Here is an 18,962-nt window from a genome sequence, read left to right on the forward strand (position 1 = left end):
TTTGCGTGACTACGCATTCTTGACGCGTGGTTGTTGTATTCATTGAGTTTGTGAATTATGGTCGCCGCCGCGGAGCAACAGACACTTTGCTTATCAATATAATAAGGAGTTTAGGATGAAAGTTGCAGTCCTCGGCGCTGCTGGTGGAATCGGTCAGGCGCTAGCATTACTGTTAAAAACCCAACTGCCTTCAGGTTCAGAACTCTCCCTGTACGACATCGCTCCAGTAACGCCTGGTGTGGCCGTTGATTTGAGCCATATCCCTACTGCTGTGAAAATCAAAGGCTTCAGCGGCGAAGATGCGACCCCGGCACTGGAAGGTGCTGACGTGGTGCTGATCTCTGCAGGCGTCGCGCGTAAACCGGGTATGGACCGTTCCGACCTGTTTAACGTCAACGCGGGTATCGTGAAGAATCTGGTTCAACAGGTTGCTACCACCTGCCCGAAAGCGTGTATCGGTATCATCACCAACCCGGTGAACACGACCGTTGCAATCGCTGCAGAAGTGCTGAAAAAAGCAGGCGTTTACGACAAGAACAAACTGTTTGGCGTGACCACGCTGGACATCATCCGCTCCAACACCTTTGTAGCGGAACTGAAAGGCAAGCAGCCGACTGACGTTGAAGTTCCGGTTATCGGTGGACACTCTGGCGTGACCATTCTGCCACTGTTGTCACAGATCCCTGGCGTAAGCTTCACCGAACAGGAAGCCGCTGAACTGACCAAACGTATCCAGAACGCGGGTACTGAAGTTGTCGAAGCAAAAGCCGGTGGCGGTTCTGCAACCCTGTCTATGGGTCAGGCTGCAGCACGTTTCGGTCTGTCTCTGGTTCGTGCCCTGAACGGCGAAAAAGGCGTGGTGGAATGTGCGTACGTTGAAGGTGACGGCCAGTATGCTCGCTTCTTCTCTCAGCCGCTGCTGCTGGGCAAAAACGGTGTAGAAGAGCGCCAGTCTATCGGTAAGCTGAGCGCGTTTGAACAGAGCTCGCTGGAAGGCATGCTCGACACGCTGAAGAAAGATATTCAGCTTGGCGAAGAGTTCGTTAAGTAACACTTTCGCGTAGGTCTGATGTAAAAAAACCGGAGAATGAATTCTCCGGTTTTTTTGTGCGCGTCAAATTCACGACATTAGTTCGTCGCTGGGTATTCCTGAATGGTTACCTGCAACGTTAACTGTTTATCATCGCGCATCACGACCACGGAAATAACCGAACCAGGGCGAATTTCCGCCACCTGGTCCATGGTTTCCAGCGCAGAGACGGCTGGTTTATTATTGACCGAGATAATCAGATCGTTAACCTGAATACCTGCCTGTGCCGCCGGGCCATCCGGGGATACTTCGTTAACCACAATCCCCTGAATTTGATCCATTCCACCGCCCTGCGCGTGCAGTGGTGCAATTTCACGACCGCTAATCCCGATGTACCCGCGAATGACGCGGCCATCACGAATCAGCTTATCCATAATCTTGGTCGCCAACTGGAAAGGAATGGCAAAACCAATCCCTTCCGGTGTTTCGCCGTCGTTGCTCTTATCAAACGATAGGGTGTTAATGCCCATCAACTCACCCAACGAATTGATCAGCGCACCGCCAGAGTTGCCGTGGTTGATAGAGGCATCCGTTTGCAGAAAGTTTTGCCGCCCCGTGGGGTTCAGACCAATACGACCGGTGGCGCTGATGATCCCCTGGGTTATGGTTTGCCCAAGGTTGTACGGGTTACCGATAGCAAGAACGACGTCGCCAATGTGCGGTATTCGTTTGTTGTTGATAGGGATCGTTGGCAGTCCACCAGACGCGTTGATTTTCAGCACCGCAAGGTCAGTTAAAGTATCGGAACCCACGAGTAACGCTTCAAATACGCGACCATCCTGCAATGCGACGATGATTTGGTCGGCATCATTAATAACGTGTTTATTGGTGATGATATAGCCGCGCTGATCCATGATAACGCCCGAGCCGAGCGTGCGGATCTCCAGCTGATTATGCGTCGTGCTGTTCATACTGCGGTTATACACGTTAACAACGGCGGGCGCTGCACGGCGAACTGCCGGGTTATAGGTGGCAGGCGTTTCATCAGCACTGTCAAACTGGGGTGCTGTAAGCGTATTAATTTTGCGCAGAGAGGGCATCGCGGCCAGCAGAATGGCGCCGACGATTAAACCAATCGCGACCGAACGTAAAAGCTTCACAAACATGATAGCGGCGTCATTAAAAAAGGGGAACGGCAGCAGCATATCACGAGTTTACCGGACATCACACGGCAGGCTGATGTCCGGAATACCCACTTAACGCAGGAGCAGATAAATATTCTCGTTACCGCGTACCACCTGCAAAGCAATGATCGACGGTTTCGCTTCCAGCACCTTGCGCATTTCAGCAATGGAGTTCACGCGATCGCGGTTCACGCCGATGATAACGTCATCTTTGTGCAGACCGGCCTGCGCGGCTGGACTGCTTTTTTCGACGTTATCAATCTTAATGCCTTTCGTACCATCTTTTAACTGACCGTCGCTAAGCGTTGCCCCCTGTAACGCCGGTGCAATCATTTCCGCGCTGGCGGACGACGACGTGCTGGTATCCAGCGTGACTTCTACTTCCAGCGGCTTACCGTTACGCAGCAACCCCAATTTGACTTTGGTGCCCGGCTCGGTTGTCGCAATACGCGAACGTAGCTCGGCGAAACTGTTCAGCGGCTTTCCGTTGAGGCTGGTAATTACATCACCGGATTTCACGCCCGCCTTGGCGGAGCCGGAGTTTGGCAGGACTTCGCTGACAAACGCGCCGCGTTGCACATCCAGCTTGAACGCTTTGGCGATATCGGCGGTCATTTCCGTTCCTTTAATACCCAGCAGGCCGCGTTTGATTTCACCAAACTGCATCAACTGCTGCGCCAACGTGCGCGCCATGTTACTGGGAATGGCAAAGCCAATGCCGATGCTGCCACCACCCGGTGCCAGAATGGCGGTATTAATACCGATCAGTTCACCATTCAGGTTAAGCAGTGCGCCGCCGGAGTTACCCCGGTTAATGGACGCGTCGGTTTGAATAAAGTTTTCCAGGCCTTCCAGGTTCAGGCCGCTGCGACCCAATGCCGATACGATGCCGGAGGTTGCCGTTTGCCCCAGTCCGAACGGGTTGCCGACGGCCACCGCGAAATCACCCACGCGGAGTTTGTCGGAGTCGGCGATGGCAATTTGCGTCAGGTTGCTGGGGTGCTGAATTTGCAGCAGGGCGATATCGCTCTGATCGTCGCTACCAATAAGCTTGGCATCAAACTCGCGACCGTCGTTGAGCTGGATACTGATTTTTTGCGCCTGATTAATGACGTGATTATTGGTCAGGACGTAGCCTTTTGCGGCGTCGATGATGACTCCTGAGCCCAGACCTTCAAACGGTTGTGACGGCTGATCGGGCAGCTCATCGCCAAAAAACTTTTTGAATTCTTCCGGGACTTTCTGCCCCTGGGCTGCGGTACCTTCGACCCTCACGCTCACGACCGCAGGTAACACTTTCTCCAGCATTGGCGCGAGGCTGGGGAGTGCTGCCTGACCGGGAACCTGGCCGGGTATCGACGCAATGGCCTGAAACGGCGCCGAGAGAGTTAACCCGACACTTAACGCTAATGCACTCAACAGCTGGGTTTGTTTTTTCATTGATCCTGCTCTCGTACCTTGAGTAAACGGAAGATGATTCAAAACAGTTTGATGTTATTGAATTTTCGGTTTGGTCACAATGCGGCTAACGACTAAATAATAGCTGGGACGGGAAGAGAAGCGGAGGGCGCAATTGCTGCGCCCGATAAATTTCTTAACGATGTGCAGTTAGTCGCGCTTTGCGCCACTACGCAGCAGGCCGGAGGCCCCTTCGGAATAGTCACGTGGCATCTGAACCGGTGCCTGATCGTTGCCAGCTTCTGACTCTGCCAGGCGATTACGGAACGGGTTGGATTCCGGTGACATACCCGGCAGCAGATTGCTGGAACTCTTCGCCATATGCTGGTAGATCTGACGATAGTCGTCAGCCATGTTATCCAGTAGCTCTGCGCTGCGGGCAAAGTGGCTTACCAGCTCTTCACGGTACTCTTCGAGCTCAGCTTTGTTTTTTTCCAGTTCGTACTGCAATGCCTGCTGTTGGCGTAATTTACTATTACCAAAACGCATGGCTACGGCACCAATAATGATACCGACGACTAACCCAATTAGCGCATATTCCCAGGTCATGAACATCTCCCGTTGTCTTGTGTTTCCGTAGGGTGTTGGCTTTAGGCTCCATGCCTGCGCCTGATTATGCCACTATAACCGCTAATCCCGTAGAAGTGGAATCCCGACTTTATATCGCGTAGTGTAGAACGGCCTTTTTTTCGTCAACCGTGAGCGACGGCACATCGATTCTCAAGGAATAACAATAACATCATGCAAAGCCTTTCCCCGACATCGCGTTACCTGCAGGCCCTCAACGACGGCAGTCATCAGCCCGACAACGTGCAGCAAGAAGCGGTGAATAGACTGGAAACGATTTTCCAGGAACTCACGGCTCCAGCACGTCCTGCTCCTCAGGAAAGTGGCCTGATGGCCCGCTTTGGTAAATTACTGGGTAAGCGTGAACCGACAGAAAACACGCCAGTGCGCGGTCTGTATATGTGGGGCGGCGTGGGGCGCGGGAAAACTTGGCTGATGGATCTTTTCTATCATAGCCTACCGGGCACGCGTAAACAGCGTTTGCACTTCCACCGTTTTATGCTGCGCGTACATGAAGAATTGACCGCCCTGCAAGGCCAAAGCGATCCACTGGAGGTGATTGCCGACCGCTTTAAGGCAGAAACCGACGTGCTGTGTTTCGATGAGTTTTTTGTCTCTGATATCACCGATGCGATGCTGCTTGGTGGCTTAATGAAAGCGCTGTTCGCCCGTGGCATTACGCTGGTGGCGACATCCAATATTCCGCCTGATGACCTGTACCGCAACGGTTTGCAGCGTGCCCGTTTTCTTCCTGCGATTGAGGCAATTAAACAGTATTGCGACATCATGAATGTAGATGCCGGGGTTGATTACCGTCTGCGTACGTTAACTCAGGCGCATTTATGGTTATCGCCGTTGAATGAGGAAACCCAGCAGCAGATGGATAAATTGTGGCTGGCGTTAGCGGGAACCAAAAGTGAGCATGCGCCGACGCTTGAGATAAATCATCGCCCGATGCCGACGCTGGCCGTTGAAAACCAAACGCTGGCGGTCTCGTTTACCACCCTGTGCGTCGATGCCCGTAGCCAGCATGACTATATTGCGCTTTCGCGCCTGTTTCACACGGTTCTGCTGTCGGATGTTCCGGTGATGACGTCGTTGATGGAGAGCGAAGCACGGCGCTTTATCGCGCTGGTGGATGAGTTCTACGAACGTCACGTCAAGCTGGTGGTGAGTGCGGCCTCTCCTTTATATGAGATCTACCAGGGAGAGCGTCTGAAGTTTGAATTCCAGCGCTGTTTGTCGCGGTTGCAGGAGATGCAAAGTGAAGAGTATCTGAAGCGCGAACATTTAGCAGGTTAAACCCGCCGCAAATCACATAAAGGGGTCGATCTTTGACCCTGACTTCTCTATAATCTTGCGACCCCACGTTACGAGAGAGTTTTTTTCCCAAAACTTTCTATGTGCCGGCATAGGCTATTCGAAGGGGTAGGTTTGCTGGACAATGTCGTGTGAACCTCAACTGACAAAACGTTTGGGTGTTCACCAACGTGTAACTAATTTATTTGGGTAAGCTTTTAATGAAAACTTTTACAGCTAAACCAGAAACCGTAAAACGCGACTGGTATGTTGTTGACGCGACCGGTAAAACTCTGGGCCGTCTGGCTTCCGAACTGGCTCTGCGCCTGCGCGGTAAGCACAAAGCGGAATACACTCCGCACGTAGATACCGGTGATTACATCATCGTTCTGAACGCTGACAAAGTTGCTGTAACCGGCAACAAGCGTACTGACAAAGTGTACTATCGTCACACTGGCTACGTCGGTGGTCTTAAAGAAGCGACCTTTGAAGAGATGATTGCTCGCCATCCTGAGCGTGTGATTGAAATCGCGGTTAAAGGCATGCTGCCAAAAGGCCCGCTGGGTCGTGCAATGTACCGTAAACTGAAAGTTTACGCGGGCAATGAGCACAACCACGCGGCACAGCAACCGCAAGTTCTTGACATCTAATCGGGATTATAGGCAATGGCTGAAAATCAATACTACGGCACTGGTCGCCGCAAAAGTTCCGCAGCTCGCGTTTTCATCAAACCGGGCAGTGGTAAAATCGTTATCAATCAACGTTCTCTGGAACAGTACTTCGGTCGTGAAACTGCCCGCATGGTAGTTCGTCAGCCGCTGGAACTGGTCGATATGATTGGTAAACTGGACCTGTACATCACCGTTAAAGGTGGTGGTATTTCTGGTCAAGCTGGTGCGATCCGTCACGGTATCACCCGCGCACTGATGGAATATGACGAGTCACTGCGTGGCGAACTGCGTAAAGCAGGCTTCGTTACTCGTGATGCTCGTGAAGTTGAACGTAAGAAAGTCGGCCTGCGTAAAGCACGTCGTCGTCCTCAGTTCTCCAAGCGTTAATTGGATTCTGCTTCGGCAGATTGCAATTTGCGAAAAAACCCGCCTCGGCGGGTTTTTTTATGGATTGTTACCCGCGAATAAGCACGGTAATCTGCTGATTGCCACCTCTTTTTTCCCATTTCCAGAATCGACTCACCACAAAGGTCACAAAATCTGGTAAACTATCATCCAATTTTCGGCCCAAATGTCCGGTATTGTTCATTTTTTGTTTGTATTTTGAACAGCAATGGCTTTTCCGAATCTGGGTGACATCACTTCTGGCTGGCCACCTGGTGGCTGGTAGCAGTAAAAATTCTGAATATACCTGGAGGTTTTCATGGCTGTCGCTGCCAACAAACGTTCGGTAATGACGCTGTTTTCTGGTCCTACTGACATCTATAGCCATCAGGTCCGCATTGTGCTGGCGGAGAAAGGTGTTAGTTTCGAGATTGAGCATGTGGAGAAAGACAATCCACCTCAGGATCTGATCGACCTCAACCCGAATCAGAGCGTACCGACACTGGTGGATCGTGAGCTGACCCTATGGGAATCTCGCATCATTATGGAATATCTGGATGAGCGTTTCCCGCATCCGCCGCTGATGCCGGTTTACCCGGTTGCGCGTGGTGAGAGCCGCCTGTACATGCAGCGTATTGAAAAAGACTGGTATACGCTGATGAACGTCATCGTAAACGGTTCTGCTTCTGAAGCTGACGTCGCTCGCAAGCGACTACGTGAAGAGCTGCTGGCGATTGCGCCAGTATTTGGTCAGAAACCGTATTTCCTGAGCGATGAGTTCAGCCTGGTAGACTGCTATCTGGCACCGCTGCTGTGGCGTTTACCGCAGCTGGGTATTGAATTCAGCGGTGCAGGCTCGAAAGAGCTGAAAGGCTATATGACCCGCGTTTTTGAACGTGATTCTTTCCTGGCTTCTTTGACTGAGCCTGAACGTGAAATGCGTCTGGGCCGGGGTTAATCTGTATGGATTTGCCACAGCTATCACCGCGCCGTCCGTATTTGCTGCGCGCATTCTATGAGTGGTTGTTAGACAACCAGCTCACGCCGCACTTGGTGGTGGATGTGACGCTTCCGGACGTGCAGGTTCCTATGGAATATGCGCGTGACGGGCAAATTGTTCTGAATATTGCTCCGCGCGCAGTGGGTAACCTGGAGCTGGCTAACGACGAAGTGCGTTTTAACGCGCGCTTTGGCGGTATTCCACGCCAGGTTTCCGTGCCGCTGGCTGCTGTCCTGGCCATCTATGCCCGTGAAAACGGCGCAGGTACGATGTTCGAGCCAGAAGCCGCCTACGACGAAGATGTCGCCAGCTTAAATGATGACGACAACGACGCGCCCGGCTCTGAAAGTGAAACGGTTATGTCCGTCATTGATGGTGATAAGCCCGATCACGGTGACGACAACGATCCGGATGACACGCCGCCACCTCCACGTGGTGGGCGTCCAGCGCTACGCGTAGTGAAGTAAAATCAAACAGGCCCTTTCGGGCCTGTTTTACTTTCTGCGGCAGGTATCAATAAAACAGCACGATCGTGGCTATCATATTCACTACAAAGCCTACCGCCATTGGGATTGCCGTGCGTTTAACCACCTCAAAAGGCGACACGCCAGCAATGCCTGCGGTCACTACAATGACTGCGGTGATCGGTGAAACTGCGCGGGCCAGCGTGGTAGCAAAGTGCATTGGCATAATCATTACCACCGCCGGAATATGCAGGCCCGCAGCGATATCAGGGATCAGACTGGCGAACGACATAAACGGCGCATTGCCGGAGCCCATCACAATTGCGCAGGCTGCAATGACTACCGCCATGATGATCATCACGCCGATGCCACCAAGCCCGGAATGCTCCGCACCCTTAATTACCGCATCGACGGTGCCGATAGTGGTTAAGCCTTTGGCAAAGATCTCACCGGCGACTACCAGCGTGACAACGTTGGCAAACTGCGTACCCATACCGTCAAAAAACGCCTGCACATCATCCATGGTTTCGCGCAGATTGTGCGTACGAAAGAATTCGACAAGCATAGTTACTGTCATGCTCATCAGCATCACCACAACCAGATTTAGCTCTGCTTTCATTAATCCCGTATGCGCAAGGAACAGCGAGCCTAGCATCAGGATCAGTGGCATCACCGGTAAAATGGCGTAATAGAGTGGTGGAACATCTTCCAGCACTTTTTGTTCGGCAAAGCCGATGCTTTCCGGTGCTGCTTTTTTATCAAACTGGCGCTGCACAAAAAAATGCGCAATAGCGACGGCGATAATAACGCAGGAGGCCACAGGTAACTGGTAGTGGAAGAAGTAGGTAGCGATTTTCATTCCTGCCACCTGCGCAGCAAAAATCGAGTTGGTTTCCAGAATGCCCCATTCAATCGACATTGAAGTGGCAATGACTGCGACTGCAGATAAACGGCTTACGCCAAGGCTGACAAGCGTAGGGAAAAGGGTGACCATCAGCAACATACCTAACCCAGAGGCGCTGGTAATGAACTGTGCCATGATCTGACCGATCACATAGGTGGCGGCAAGTACGATATACGGTGAGCGGATAAGCTTTAGCGGGCGGCTCAACAGACTCACCATCGCCCGACTAGCCCCCATCCTGTCCATATAGCGGGCATATCCACCGACGGCCATGATCGACAATCCCAGTCCTGCGGCGCGGTTTGAGAGCATGCGCAGAATCTCGTTATAAATATCGACCAGCAGATAGCCGCTGCTTTTCTCGGGCGTAACCAGCGCACCGTACCCTAGCCAGACGCCACAAATCATTAAGAAGATCCCGGCTGCCGCCAGTACCACCTGGGGTTTGTAGTTTTTGAGGATCAGATAACCCATCGTTAATAAAACGATGACAGAAAGAATGATGCCGAACATTTGTTCACTCCATGCAAGGAAAGAAGATAAATCCGGTAATAGCGTTGTAATAAAATCGGATGTTATATTTTTTTAAACGTTTTTTATGGAGTGAATATCGTATTTTTAAAATCGAGGATAAATTATTTTTCTTTTTAAAATAGTGGCTTATGATAATTTATCACGATCATATTCGCAGGTTTCATAAACGCGATGTAATGCCAGTTAATTAAAATTAATCAGATTATTTGTGAACAAAATGATATTTGTATTTTATATATTCTCAATAAGTCAGTTGACCCGATTAGACCTCCATTTCACCCTGCTTTCGATCCTGTGTTACGATGAACCTGCTGTTGTTTTTCACCACGACTTAGCTGAATGGACCCTATGAACGCATTTGATTCGCAAGCTGAAGACTCTCCATCCACCATTGGCCGTAGTTTACGTAACCGCCCGCTGGCGCGTAAAAAACTCTCTGAAATGGTTGAAGAAGAACTGGAACAGATGATTCGTCGCCGGGAATTTGGCGAGGGGGAACAGTTGCCGTCAGAGCGGGAATTGATGGCCTTCTTTAACGTCGGTCGGCCTTCAGTACGGGAAGCCCTTGCGGCGTTGAAACGTAAAGGCCTGGTGCAAATCAACAACGGTGAACGCGCGCGCGTCTCGCGTCCGTCTGCGGACACCATCATTAGTGAACTCTCGGGAATGGCGAAAGATTTTCTCTCTCATCCTGGCGGCATCGCGCACTTCGAACAGTTACGTCTCTTTTTTGAATCAAGCCTGGTGCGTTACGCCGCCGAGCATGCCACTGATGAGCAAATCGACAGGTTGGCCAAGGCCCTGGAGATTAACAGCCAGTCGCTGGATGACAACGCGCAGTTTATTCGCTCGGACGTCGACTTTCACCGCGTGCTGGCGGAGATCCCCGGCAACCCGATCTTTATGGCGATCCACGTCGCGCTGCTCGACTGGCTTATTGCCGCGCGCCCGAAAGTCTCGGATCAAGAACTGCATCAGCACAACAACGTGAGCTATCAGGAACATATCGCCATCGTTGACGCCATCCGCGCCCGCGACCCGGACGAAGCTGACCGTGCGCTACAAACCCACCTCAACAGCGTTTCAGCCACCTGGCATGCCTTCGGCAAAGCAAAAAAATCCCGTAAGTGATCCACGCATAGCGATCGGTTTAGTGAACTCGATCGCACAATAAGCTTTCTGTATTACACTGCTTCAAAAGTGATCTGGTATAACAGGTATAAAGGTACACAGTTAATACCATCAAACATCACTACGAGGTATGTATGACAAGCAATTTACGGGGCGTAATGCCCGCACTCCTGACCCCATTTGACGCACAACAGAAGATTGATAAAGACAGTCTGCGTCGTCTGGTTCGTTTCAACATCGCGCAGGGGATCGACGGGGTATACGTCGGGGGCTCTACCGGAGAAGCCTTTATTCAGAGCCTGGCCGAGCGTGAGGAAGTTCTTGAAATTGTGGCGGAAGAAGCCAAAGGAAAAATTACGCTCATTGCGCATGTCGGCTGCGTCAGCACAGCGGAAAGCCAGCAATTGGCGGCAGCGGCGAAGCGTTGCGGCTTTGATGCCGTCTCTGCCGTTACACCGTTCTACTATCCGTTCAGCTTTGAAGAGCATTGCGATCACTACCGCGCAATTATCGATTCGGCTGATGGATTACCGATGGTGGTCTACAACATTCCGGCGCTGAGTGGTGTAAAACTGACGCTGGATCAGATCAACACCCTGGTCACGCTGCCCGGCGTTGGGGCGCTGAAACAAACCTCCGGGGATCTCTACCAGATGGAGCAGATCCGCCGCGCGCATCCTGATCTGGTGCTTTACAACGGTTATGACGAGATCTTCGCTTCCGGCCTGCTGGCAGGCGCGGACGGTGGGATCGGCAGCACCTACAACATCATGGGTTGGCGTTACATGGGGATCGCGCAGGCGCTAAAAGAAGGCGATATCGCGAAAGCGCAACAGTTGCAGCGCGAGTGTAACAAGGTGATCGACCTGCTGATCAAAGTGGGCGTATTCCGTGGGTTGAAAACGGTACTGCACTACATGGACGTCGTTTCCGTACCGCTGTGTCGCAAACCGTTTGCTCCGGTGGACGAGACGTTCCTGCCAGAACTAAAAGCGCTGGCACAGCAACTGATGCAGGAGCGGGGCTAAGATTTCGCCGGATGTGCTAACGCAAGCCGGGCCAACCGCAGGCCGGATAAGCGTTAGCGCATCCGGCGCAACCACAAACACATTCATACCAAAGCGCGTGGGCACAGCCCACCGCGGGAGACTCACCATGAGTACAACGACGCAGAATATCCCGTGGTATCGCCATCTCAACCGGGCACAGTGGCGGGCATTTTCCGCCGCCTGGTTGGGGTATTTGCTTGATGGTTTTGATTTCGTATTAATCGCCCTGGTGTTGACGGAAGTGCAGAGCGAATTTGGTTTAACGACGGTACAGGCGGCGAGCCTTATCTCTGCTGCTTTTATCTCGCGCTGGTTTGGCGGTCTGATGCTTGGCGCAATGGGCGACCGCTATGGCCGTCGTCTGGCAATGGTCTCCAGCATCATCCTCTTTTCGGTGGGTACGCTTGCCTGCGGCTTTGCGCCGGGCTACACCTCGCTGTTTATTGCCCGACTGGTTATTGGGATGGGGATGGCGGGTGAATACGGCTCCAGCGCCACCTATGTTATTGAAAGCTGGCCGAAACAGTTGCGTAATAAAGCCAGTGGTTTCCTGATTTCCGGCTTCTCTGTCGGGGCGGTGATCGCCGCACAAGTCTACAGCTTGGTCGTGCCCGTCTGGGGCTGGCGTGCGCTCTTTTTCATCGGCATTGTTCCCATCGTCTTTGCGCTCTGGCTGCGTAAAAACATTCCGGAAGCGGAAGACTGGAAAGCGAAGCACGAAGGTAAAGCCCCGGTACGCACGATGGTCGATATTCTCTATCGCGGCCAGTATCGGGTGATGAACATCATCATGACCTGCGTGGCGGGCGCATCGCTGTGGTACTGCTTCGCGGGTGAAGCGCGCATTGCCGGGCTGGTTGCGCTGTTGGGTCTGGTGTGCGCCATCATCTTTATCAGTTTTATGGTGCAAAGCAGCGGCAAGCGCTGGCCAACCGGTGTGATGTTGATGGTGGTGGTGCTGTTTGCCTTCCTCTACTCCTGGCCGATTCAGGCACTGCTACCGACATATCTCAAAACCGAGCTGGCCTACGATCCGCATACCGTTGCCAACGTTCTGTTCTTTAGCGGCTTTGGCGCAGCGGTGGGCTGTTGCGTGGGTGGTTTCCTCGGCGACTGGCTGGGAACCCGTAAAGCCTACGTCTGTAGCCTGCTGGCCTCGCAGTTATTGATCATCCCGGTGTTTGCAATTGGGGGATCCAGCGTTTGGGTATTGGGCTTTCTGCTCTTCTTTCAGCAAATGCTGGGGCAGGGGATCTCGGGGATCTTACCGAAACTGATCGGCGGATATTTCGAAACGGATCAACGTGCGGCAGGGCTGGGCTTTACCTACAACGTGGGTGCGCTGGGCGGTGCATTAGCGCCGATCCTCGGGGCGTTGATCGCCCAACGCCTCGATCTCGGTACTGCTCTTGGCTCGCTCTCCTTCAGCCTGACTTTTGTGGTGATCCTGCTGATTGGCCTCGATATGCCGACGCGCGTCCAGAGATGGATCCGCCCGGAAGCAATGCGTACGCATGACGCTATCGACGGTAAACCGTTTAGCGGTGCTGTACCGCTTGGCAGTGATAAAAACGCACTGGTGAAATCAAAAAGTTAATCCGATTGCCCGGTATCAAACCGGGCAATTACTGTAAGGGAAGAACTATGTTGTTACTTGAGCTGCGGGATAAAAAGATTATCACCGCGATGCAGAAGGCTGTGTTATGACCACGCTGGCGATCGATATTGGCGGTACCAAACTGGCCGCCGCGCGGGTGGATAGCAATTTACATATCCACGAGCGCCGTGAACTTCCGACACCTGCCAGTAAAACGTCGGATGCCCTGCGAGCCGCGTTACAGGCGCTAATTGAGCCACTGCGGGCGCAGGTGACGCATGTCGCGATTGCCTCCACCGGAATTATCCGTGAGGGCGCATTACTGGCGATTAATCCGCTAAATCTTGGCGGGCTCATGTACTTCCCGCTGGTACAAACCTTAAAAGAGCTGACCGGTTTACCGACCATGGCGGTTAATGATGCGCAGGCGGCGGCCTGGGCGGAATATCACGCTATGGATGATGGGATAAACGACATGGTGTTTATCACCGTGTCGACCGGCGTGGGCGGCGGTGTGGTCAGCAATGGCAAGTTACTCACCGGACCTGACGGACTGGCAGGGCACTTAGGGCATACGCTGGCGGATCCTAATGGACCGGTCTGCGGCTGCGGTCGTACCGGCTGTGTGGAGGCTATCGCGTCCGGTCGTGGGATTGCCGCCGCCGCACAGGGTGACCTTGCTGGCTGCGATGCCAAAACGCTGTTTATGCGTGCGGCCCAGGGGCACGAGCAGGCTATGCGGCTGATTGCACATTCTGCACAGGTGCTGGCGCGACTGATAGCCGATGTCAAAGCAACGACTGACTGCCAGCGTGTGGTAATCGGTGGCAGTGTCGGGCTGGCGGAGGGGTATCTGGCGCAGGTCCGCACGTTGTTGGTGCAAGAACCGCCGGTGTATCACGTCCCACTGAGCGCGGCACGTTATCGCCATGATGCCGGATTACTGGGCGCGGCGCTGTTAGCACAAGGAGAGTTATCATGATTATGGGCGAGTTACAGTCGCTATCTTCTACGGGATTGCCGCCTGTTCTGCTTGACGCGCTGGCTCTTGCGCTGATGGCAGACGTACAGAATAAAGCACCTGGGCACTATGAGCTGAAGGGCGATGATCTGTTTATGAATGTGATGCAGTTCGTCACGCAACCGCCGCAGGAGAAAAAAGCGGAGCTGCATGAACGCTACATTGATATCCAACTGCTGCTGTCGGGTGAAGAACGTATTCTGTTCGGTATGACCGATTCTGCTCGTCAGTGCGAAGAGATGCATGTTGAGGATGATTATCAGCTGTGCAGTCAGATTGCCGATGAGCAGTCTATTGTACTGAAGCCGGGGAGATTCGTGATTTTTATGCCGGGTGAGCCGCATAAACCAGGTTGTGTGGTGGAGGAGCCAGTGGAAATCAAAAAAGCAGTGATTAAGGTGCGCGCGAGCTTATTACACGGCTGACAGACCGTGTCGGATGGCAAGGTAAGCACCATCCGACACAGGTTTATTCTTTTATCGCTTAAACGTCACCGCTTCCGGCTGCGTCAGATGCAGCGTGGTCTGGCTTGGCACCGTCTCGGCAATGATCCGCCCGTGGCGAATTGAATACCGTGCAGGCGTTTGGCGACGAACCGCGTCAAACCCATTTTCTGCCGGTAAAATCACCAGGTTCCCGGAGTTCCCCACGCTCAGACCGTAGTCCTGCAGGTGCAAGGTTTTCGCGCTGTGGGTTGTGACCAGGTTCAGTCCATCATTAATCTGCCCGTATCCCATCAACTGGCACACGTGTAATCCCATATGCAGCACTTGCAACATATTGGCGGTGCCCAGCGGATACCACGGATCGAATACGTCATCATGGCCAAAGCAGACATTGATCTCCGCTTCCAGCATCTCTTTGACGCGCGTTACGCCGCGACGTTTAGGGTACGTGTCAAAGCGCCCTTGCAAATGAATATTCACCAGCGGATTTGCGACGAAGTTAATACCGGACATTTTCAACAGGCGGAAAAGGCGGGAAGCATACGCGCCGTTGTAGGAGTGCATTGCCGTAGTATGGCTGGCTGTCACACGTTCTCCCATCTCGTCGCGGTGCGCCAGCGCAGCGACGGTTTCAACAAAGCGTGATTGCTCATCATCAATTTCGTCGCAGTGTACGTCTATGAGCCTGTCATATTTTTGCGCCAGGGCGAAAATTTTATGCAGTGACTCAACGCCATATTCACGCGTAAATTCAAAGTGGGGGATCGCGCCAATGACGTCGGCACCTAAACGCACGGCTTCTTCTAATAGCGCCTCACCGTTGGGATAAGAAAGAATACCTTCTTGCGGGAACGCGACAATTTGCAGCTCTACCCATGGTGCGACTTCTTGCTTCACCTCCAGCATGGCTTTCATCGCCGTTAGCGTCGGATCGGAAACGTCAACGTGTGTACGAACATACTGGATACCGTTGGCCATCTGCCATTTCAGGGTCTGCATGGCGCGCGCTTTTACGTCTTCGTGCGTGAGCATTGCCTTACGTTCGGCCCAGCGCTCGATACCCTCGAATAACGTACCAGACTGATTCCAGCTCGGCTCACCCGCGGTTTGCGTGGTGTCCAAATGGATATGTGGCTCAACGAACGGTGGGATGGCCAGGCCGCCTTCGGCATCAAGTACTTCACTCTGCGGTAAAGATGCAACGTCCTGAGGCTCAATACGGCTAAAACGCCCGTTTTCAATCGTGAGTTGCCATAATCCTTCGCGTCCTTGTAAACGCGCCTGGCGAATGGTGATGTTATTATTCTGCATGGCTGACCTCCGGGGATTTAGCAAAGCTGCGATTGAAAAGTGGATTCAGCAGGATATAGCTGAATACGCCGCCGAGTACGGCGTTGACGGGCACAATACCTGGAATATAGTGACCGGCGGCAATGCCCAGTGCGACGGACAGGATAGCTATCCAGTTGACCGACATAAAGCACGCTTTGCTGAAATCGGTATAGCGGCGATGATTCAACAGATAATCAGCGATGATCACCCCGCCAATCGGAGGAATCGCTGCCGACAGAAATGTCAGCCAGCCAACAAAGTTGTTGTAAAGCCACAGTGCGCACAGTGTGCCGATAATACCGTTAGTGACTGACAGCGTGCGGCTGGAAAGGCCGGTAATATTGGCAAACCCCAGACCCGATGCGTATAGCGCATTGTCGTTAGTTGTCCAGATGTTCAGGCCAAGAACCACAATCGCGGGCAGCAGCAGCCCCTGGGCAATCATCACGTCAGATATATCGGCCTGTCCGACAGCGGCGGCACCTGCCGCACCGAAGATAAACATCAACGAGTTGCCAAGGAAAAAAGCCACCATGGCAATCAGCACCGCGCCTTTGGCATTGCGGCCAAAGCGGACGAAGTCGGCGGTTAACGTACCTGCGCTGATAAACGAGCCTACCACCAGTGCCAGTGCGGTTGAGAAATTAAGCGGCGTTTGCGGCACAATTGCTTTTAAATGGTCCAAACCACCCACATCGCTTACTGCCAGCCAGACGGAGTAGCTGCCAAGAATAATGATGGCAGGCACGGCGATGATAGATAAAACGGTCAGTGCTGAGATGCCAAAAAAGATGGTCAGGGTCATCAACAGACCGGAAACCGCAATCAGGATATTGACGTCAACTCCCGTCGCTTTGCCAACCGGGATAGCAAACATGGCTACACCAACGCCAAACCAGCCTACCTGTGTACCGCCTAATAGCAGTGAGGGAAGCCACGAACCTTTCACTCCAAATGAGTAACGTGCCAGAAGGTGGGTAGAGAGCCCCGTTTTTGCGCCGATGAAACCGAGAAATGCAGTGTATATACCGAGGAGAAGATTACCGAAGAGAACTGCCAGGAAGAAATCATTGTAGGAAAGACCGGTACCGAGCGTGCCTCCGGTCCACATACTGGCGGAAAAAAATGTGAGCCCCAACATGACAAACGTTAGTGGAATCACGCCTTTCCGCGCCGCCAGAGGGACGGGGCCCTGGCTATAATTGTTGTCCTGCGACACAACGCCTCCATGAGTTTTGCCCAAAAAATCCGCCGCATAATATACAGTTCCTAGAATAAAGCAAACGTTTCCGTCTAATTATTTATTTGTTTTCATTCGCGGCATTGATGTACATGGGGATTGATTCGGGTGGTTTCTCCCGTTGAGAATTGTGCTGTCATGCTGGTTTTAAATAACAGGTTTGGTGGTATTGCGGCAGGAATTTGGTATCTCATCCACGGGCGAAGATGAGATACCGGAAGAGACTGGATTACACTTCCAGCCAGTTCATGATCCCGTCAGCCGCCTTACGGCCTTCGGCAATTGCCGTTACCACCAGATCTGAACCCCGCACAATGTCACCACCGGCGAAGATTTTCGGGTTGCTGGTCTGGAATGCGTTGTCGCTTCGCTCTGGAGCGATGATGCGGCCTTGTGAATCCAGCTCGACGCTGTGTTGTGCCAGCCATTCCATGCTGTGTGGACGGAAACCAAACGCCATTACCACGGCATCAGCCGGAACGATGTGTTCAGAGCCCGGTACGATCTCTGCGCGGCGGCGGCCTTGCGCGTCCGGCTCACCCATTTCGGTGCGCGCCATTTTCACGCCGCACACTTTGCCGTTGGCATTCACTTCCACACCCAAAGGTTGAACGTTGAACTGGAATTCAACACCCTCTTCGCGAGCGTTTTTCACTTCGCGGCGAGAGCCCGGCATGTTTTCTTCGTCGCGACGATAGGCGCAAATTACGTGTGATGCGTTCTGACGAACAGACGTCCGCACGCAGTCCATTGCAGTATCACCACCGCCCAGTACCACCACGCGCTTGCCTTCCATGCTGATATACGGCTCGTCGCTGCTTTCGCCAAAGCCCATCAGCTGTTTAGTATTGGCAATCAGGAACGGCAGAGCGTCGAACACGCCATCGGCGTCTTCGTTTTCCAGCCCACCGCGCATCGACTGATAGGTACCGACACCGAGGAACACGGCGTCATAATCTTTCAGCAGATCGTCGAGCTGCACGTCACGGCCCACTTCAACGTTCAGTTTGAACTCAATGCCCATGCCGGTGAAGATTTCACGGCGACGGGTCATCACTTCTTTTTCCAGCTTGAAGGCCGGAATGCCGAAGGTCAGCAGACCGCCAATCTCAGGATGACGGTCAAAAACCACTGCCTTCACGCCGTTACGGGTCAGTACATCGGCACAGGCAAGGCCCGCCGGACCGGCACCGATAATGGCGACGCGTTTATCGGTCTGGCGCACACCGGTCATATCCGGACGCCAGCCCATCTCAAATGCTTTATCGTTGATATAGCGCTCAATGTTGCCGATGGTCACCGCGCCGAACTCATCGTTTAGCGTACAGGAACCCTCACACAGACGGTCCTGTGGGCACACACGGCCGCAGACTTCCGGCAGTGTATTGGTTTGGTGCGACAGTTCTGCCGCTTCAAAAATACGTCCTTCGTTAGCCAGCTTCAGCCAGTTCGGGATGTAGTTATGTACCGGGCATTTCCATTCGCAGTACGGGTTGCCGCAGGACAGGCAGCGATCTGCCTGCGCTTTGGCTTGGCCTTCGGAAAACGGCTCGTAAATTTCGATAAACTCGATCTTGCGGATCTTCAGCGGTTTCTTCGGTGGATCAACGCGCTGCAGGTCGATAAATTGGTATACGTTCTGACTCATTGC

Annotated in this window: 18 protein-coding genes; 11 read left to right on the forward strand and 7 right to left on the reverse strand. The window is 53.0% G+C overall.

Translation table 11 applies throughout. The features are described 5' to 3' along the window. Nucleotides 1-115: 115 nt before the first annotated feature. Complete coding sequence (gene mdh, locus E4Z61_RS19375; protein ID WP_135324137.1) at nucleotides 116-1,051, forward strand: malate dehydrogenase; 936 nt, start codon at nucleotides 116-118, stop codon at nucleotides 1,049-1,051. A 77-nt stretch (nucleotides 1,052-1,128) separates the two neighbouring features. Here the strand turns inward: mdh and degS are convergent, their stop codons facing one another. The 3 genes from degS to zapG form a co-directional block, all read right to left on the reverse strand. Then, on the reverse strand, nucleotides 1,129-2,196 hold the full coding sequence (gene degS, locus E4Z61_RS19380; protein WP_135324138.1) for an outer membrane-stress sensor serine endopeptidase DegS: 1,068 nt from the start codon (nucleotides 2,194-2,196) through the stop codon (nucleotides 1,129-1,131). 90 nt (nucleotides 2,197-2,286) lie between these two features. Next, entirely contained in the window at nucleotides 2,287-3,654 is a 1,368-nt protein-coding gene (degQ, locus tag E4Z61_RS19385; RefSeq protein ID WP_135324139.1) for a serine endoprotease DegQ, read from the reverse strand. Nucleotides 3,655-3,822: 168 nt separating this feature from the next. Continuing rightward, the gene (gene zapG / locus E4Z61_RS19390) at nucleotides 3,823-4,221 is read right to left on the reverse strand and encodes a Z-ring associated protein ZapG (protein WP_135324140.1); all 399 of its coding nucleotides are present in this window, start codon (nucleotides 4,219-4,221) and stop codon (nucleotides 3,823-3,825) included. 192 nt (nucleotides 4,222-4,413) lie between these two features. Between zapG and zapE the strand changes: the two genes are divergently transcribed. The 5 genes from zapE to sspB all read left to right on the forward strand — a co-directional run bounded on the left by zapE (nucleotide 4,414) and on the right by sspB (nucleotide 8,060). Next, nucleotides 4,414-5,541 (forward strand): cell division protein ZapE, encoded by a 1,128-nt coding sequence (gene zapE / locus E4Z61_RS19395; protein ID WP_135324141.1) that lies wholly within the window; start codon nucleotides 4,414-4,416, stop codon nucleotides 5,539-5,541. Nucleotides 5,542-5,759: 218 nt separating this feature from the next. Then, nucleotides 5,760-6,188 carry a 50S ribosomal protein L13 gene (rplM, locus tag E4Z61_RS19400; RefSeq protein WP_052284015.1) on the forward strand — a complete coding sequence of 143 codons (429 nt, stop codon included), beginning with the start codon at nucleotides 5,760-5,762 and terminating at the stop codon, nucleotides 6,186-6,188. A 15-nt stretch (nucleotides 6,189-6,203) separates the two neighbouring features. Continuing rightward, the gene (gene rpsI / locus E4Z61_RS19405) at nucleotides 6,204-6,596 is read left to right on the forward strand and encodes a 30S ribosomal protein S9 (protein WP_062774136.1); all 393 of its coding nucleotides are present in this window, start codon (nucleotides 6,204-6,206) and stop codon (nucleotides 6,594-6,596) included. A 316-nt stretch (nucleotides 6,597-6,912) separates the two neighbouring features. Continuing rightward, on the forward strand, nucleotides 6,913-7,551 hold the full coding sequence (gene sspA, locus E4Z61_RS19410; protein WP_135324142.1) for a stringent starvation protein SspA: 639 nt from the start codon (nucleotides 6,913-6,915) through the stop codon (nucleotides 7,549-7,551). 5 nt (nucleotides 7,552-7,556) lie between these two features. Beyond that, on the forward strand, nucleotides 7,557-8,060 hold the full coding sequence (sspB, locus tag E4Z61_RS19415; RefSeq protein ID WP_135324143.1) for a ClpXP protease specificity-enhancing factor: 504 nt from the start codon (nucleotides 7,557-7,559) through the stop codon (nucleotides 8,058-8,060). Nucleotides 8,061-8,106: 46 nt separating this feature from the next. Here sspB and dcuC read toward each other — a convergent pair whose 3' ends face one another. Then, nucleotides 8,107-9,474 carry an anaerobic C4-dicarboxylate transporter DcuC gene (dcuC, locus tag E4Z61_RS19420; RefSeq protein WP_135324144.1) on the reverse strand — a complete coding sequence of 456 codons (1,368 nt, stop codon included), beginning with the start codon at nucleotides 9,472-9,474 and terminating at the stop codon, nucleotides 8,107-8,109. Nucleotides 9,475-9,834: 360 nt separating this feature from the next. Between dcuC and nanR the strand changes: the two genes are divergently transcribed. From nanR to nanQ, 5 genes are all read left to right on the forward strand, one after another. Then, entirely contained in the window at nucleotides 9,835-10,626 is a 792-nt protein-coding gene (gene nanR / locus E4Z61_RS19425) for a transcriptional regulator NanR (RefSeq protein WP_135324145.1), read from the forward strand. A gap of 134 nt (nucleotides 10,627-10,760) precedes the next feature. After that, nucleotides 10,761-11,654 (forward strand): N-acetylneuraminate lyase, encoded by an 894-nt coding sequence (gene nanA, locus E4Z61_RS19430; RefSeq protein WP_135324146.1) that lies wholly within the window; start codon nucleotides 10,761-10,763, stop codon nucleotides 11,652-11,654. Nucleotides 11,655-11,781: 127 nt separating this feature from the next. Beyond that, the gene (locus E4Z61_RS19435; RefSeq protein WP_135324147.1) at nucleotides 11,782-13,272 is read left to right on the forward strand and encodes an MFS transporter; all 1,491 of its coding nucleotides are present in this window, start codon (nucleotides 11,782-11,784) and stop codon (nucleotides 13,270-13,272) included. 106 nt (nucleotides 13,273-13,378) lie between these two features. After that, nucleotides 13,379-14,254 carry an N-acetylmannosamine kinase gene (gene nanK / locus E4Z61_RS19440; protein WP_135324148.1) on the forward strand — a complete coding sequence of 292 codons (876 nt, stop codon included), beginning with the start codon at nucleotides 13,379-13,381 and terminating at the stop codon, nucleotides 14,252-14,254. Further along, on the forward strand, nucleotides 14,251-14,718 hold the full coding sequence (nanQ, locus tag E4Z61_RS19445) for an N-acetylneuraminate anomerase (RefSeq protein ID WP_135324149.1): 468 nt from the start codon (nucleotides 14,251-14,253) through the stop codon (nucleotides 14,716-14,718). Before nanK ends, nanQ begins: the two co-directional genes overlap by 4 nt. A gap of 51 nt (nucleotides 14,719-14,769) precedes the next feature. Here the strand turns inward: nanQ and E4Z61_RS19450 are convergent, their stop codons facing one another. From E4Z61_RS19450 to gltD, 3 genes are all read right to left on the reverse strand, one after another. Continuing rightward, on the reverse strand, nucleotides 14,770-16,050 hold the full coding sequence (locus E4Z61_RS19450) for a cytosine deaminase (protein WP_135324150.1): 1,281 nt from the start codon (nucleotides 16,048-16,050) through the stop codon (nucleotides 14,770-14,772). Next, nucleotides 16,040-17,290, reverse strand: a complete 1,251-nt coding sequence (gene codB, locus E4Z61_RS19455) for a cytosine permease (RefSeq protein WP_135324151.1) — start codon at nucleotides 17,288-17,290, stop codon at nucleotides 16,040-16,042. Before codB ends, E4Z61_RS19450 begins: the two co-directional genes overlap by 11 nt. Nucleotides 17,291-17,540: 250 nt before the next feature. After that, nucleotides 17,541-18,959: a glutamate synthase subunit GltD gene (gene gltD, locus E4Z61_RS19460; RefSeq protein WP_135324152.1), complete on the reverse strand. Its 1,419-nt coding sequence runs from the start codon at nucleotides 18,957-18,959 to the stop codon at nucleotides 17,541-17,543. Between the last annotated feature and the right edge of the window lie 3 nt (nucleotides 18,960-18,962).

This window comes from Citrobacter tructae, assembly GCF_004684345.1.
Lineage (GTDB): Bacteria > Pseudomonadota > Gammaproteobacteria > Enterobacterales > Enterobacteriaceae > Citrobacter > Citrobacter tructae.

Coding starts and splice junctions, on each gene's coding strand:
- mdh (WP_135324137.1), top strand. CDS start 116: ATGAAAGTTGCAGTCCTCGGCGCTGCTGGTGGAATCGGTCAGGCGCTA.
- degS (WP_135324138.1), bottom strand. CDS start 2,196: ATGTTTGTGAAGCTTTTACGTTCGGTCGCGATTGGTTTAATCGTCGGC.
- degQ (WP_135324139.1), bottom strand. CDS start 3,654: ATGAAAAAACAAACCCAGCTGTTGAGTGCATTAGCGTTAAGTGTCGGG.
- zapG (WP_135324140.1), bottom strand. CDS start 4,221: ATGACCTGGGAATATGCGCTAATTGGGTTAGTCGTCGGTATCATTATT.
- zapE (WP_135324141.1), top strand. CDS start 4,414: ATGCAAAGCCTTTCCCCGACATCGCGTTACCTGCAGGCCCTCAACGAC.
- rplM (WP_052284015.1), top strand. CDS start 5,760: ATGAAAACTTTTACAGCTAAACCAGAAACCGTAAAACGCGACTGGTAT.
- rpsI (WP_062774136.1), top strand. CDS start 6,204: ATGGCTGAAAATCAATACTACGGCACTGGTCGCCGCAAAAGTTCCGCA.
- sspA (WP_135324142.1), top strand. CDS start 6,913: ATGGCTGTCGCTGCCAACAAACGTTCGGTAATGACGCTGTTTTCTGGT.
- sspB (WP_135324143.1), top strand. CDS start 7,557: ATGGATTTGCCACAGCTATCACCGCGCCGTCCGTATTTGCTGCGCGCA.
- dcuC (WP_135324144.1), bottom strand. CDS start 9,474: ATGTTCGGCATCATTCTTTCTGTCATCGTTTTATTAACGATGGGTTAT.
- nanR (WP_135324145.1), top strand. CDS start 9,835: ATGGACCCTATGAACGCATTTGATTCGCAAGCTGAAGACTCTCCATCC.
- nanA (WP_135324146.1), top strand. CDS start 10,761: ATGACAAGCAATTTACGGGGCGTAATGCCCGCACTCCTGACCCCATTT.
- E4Z61_RS19435 (WP_135324147.1), top strand. CDS start 11,782: ATGAGTACAACGACGCAGAATATCCCGTGGTATCGCCATCTCAACCGG.
- nanK (WP_135324148.1), top strand. CDS start 13,379: ATGACCACGCTGGCGATCGATATTGGCGGTACCAAACTGGCCGCCGCG.
- nanQ (WP_135324149.1), top strand. CDS start 14,251: ATGATTATGGGCGAGTTACAGTCGCTATCTTCTACGGGATTGCCGCCT.
- E4Z61_RS19450 (WP_135324150.1), bottom strand. CDS start 16,050: ATGCAGAATAATAACATCACCATTCGCCAGGCGCGTTTACAAGGACGC.
- gltD (WP_135324152.1), bottom strand. CDS start 18,959: ATGAGTCAGAACGTATACCAATTTATCGACCTGCAGCGCGTTGATCCA.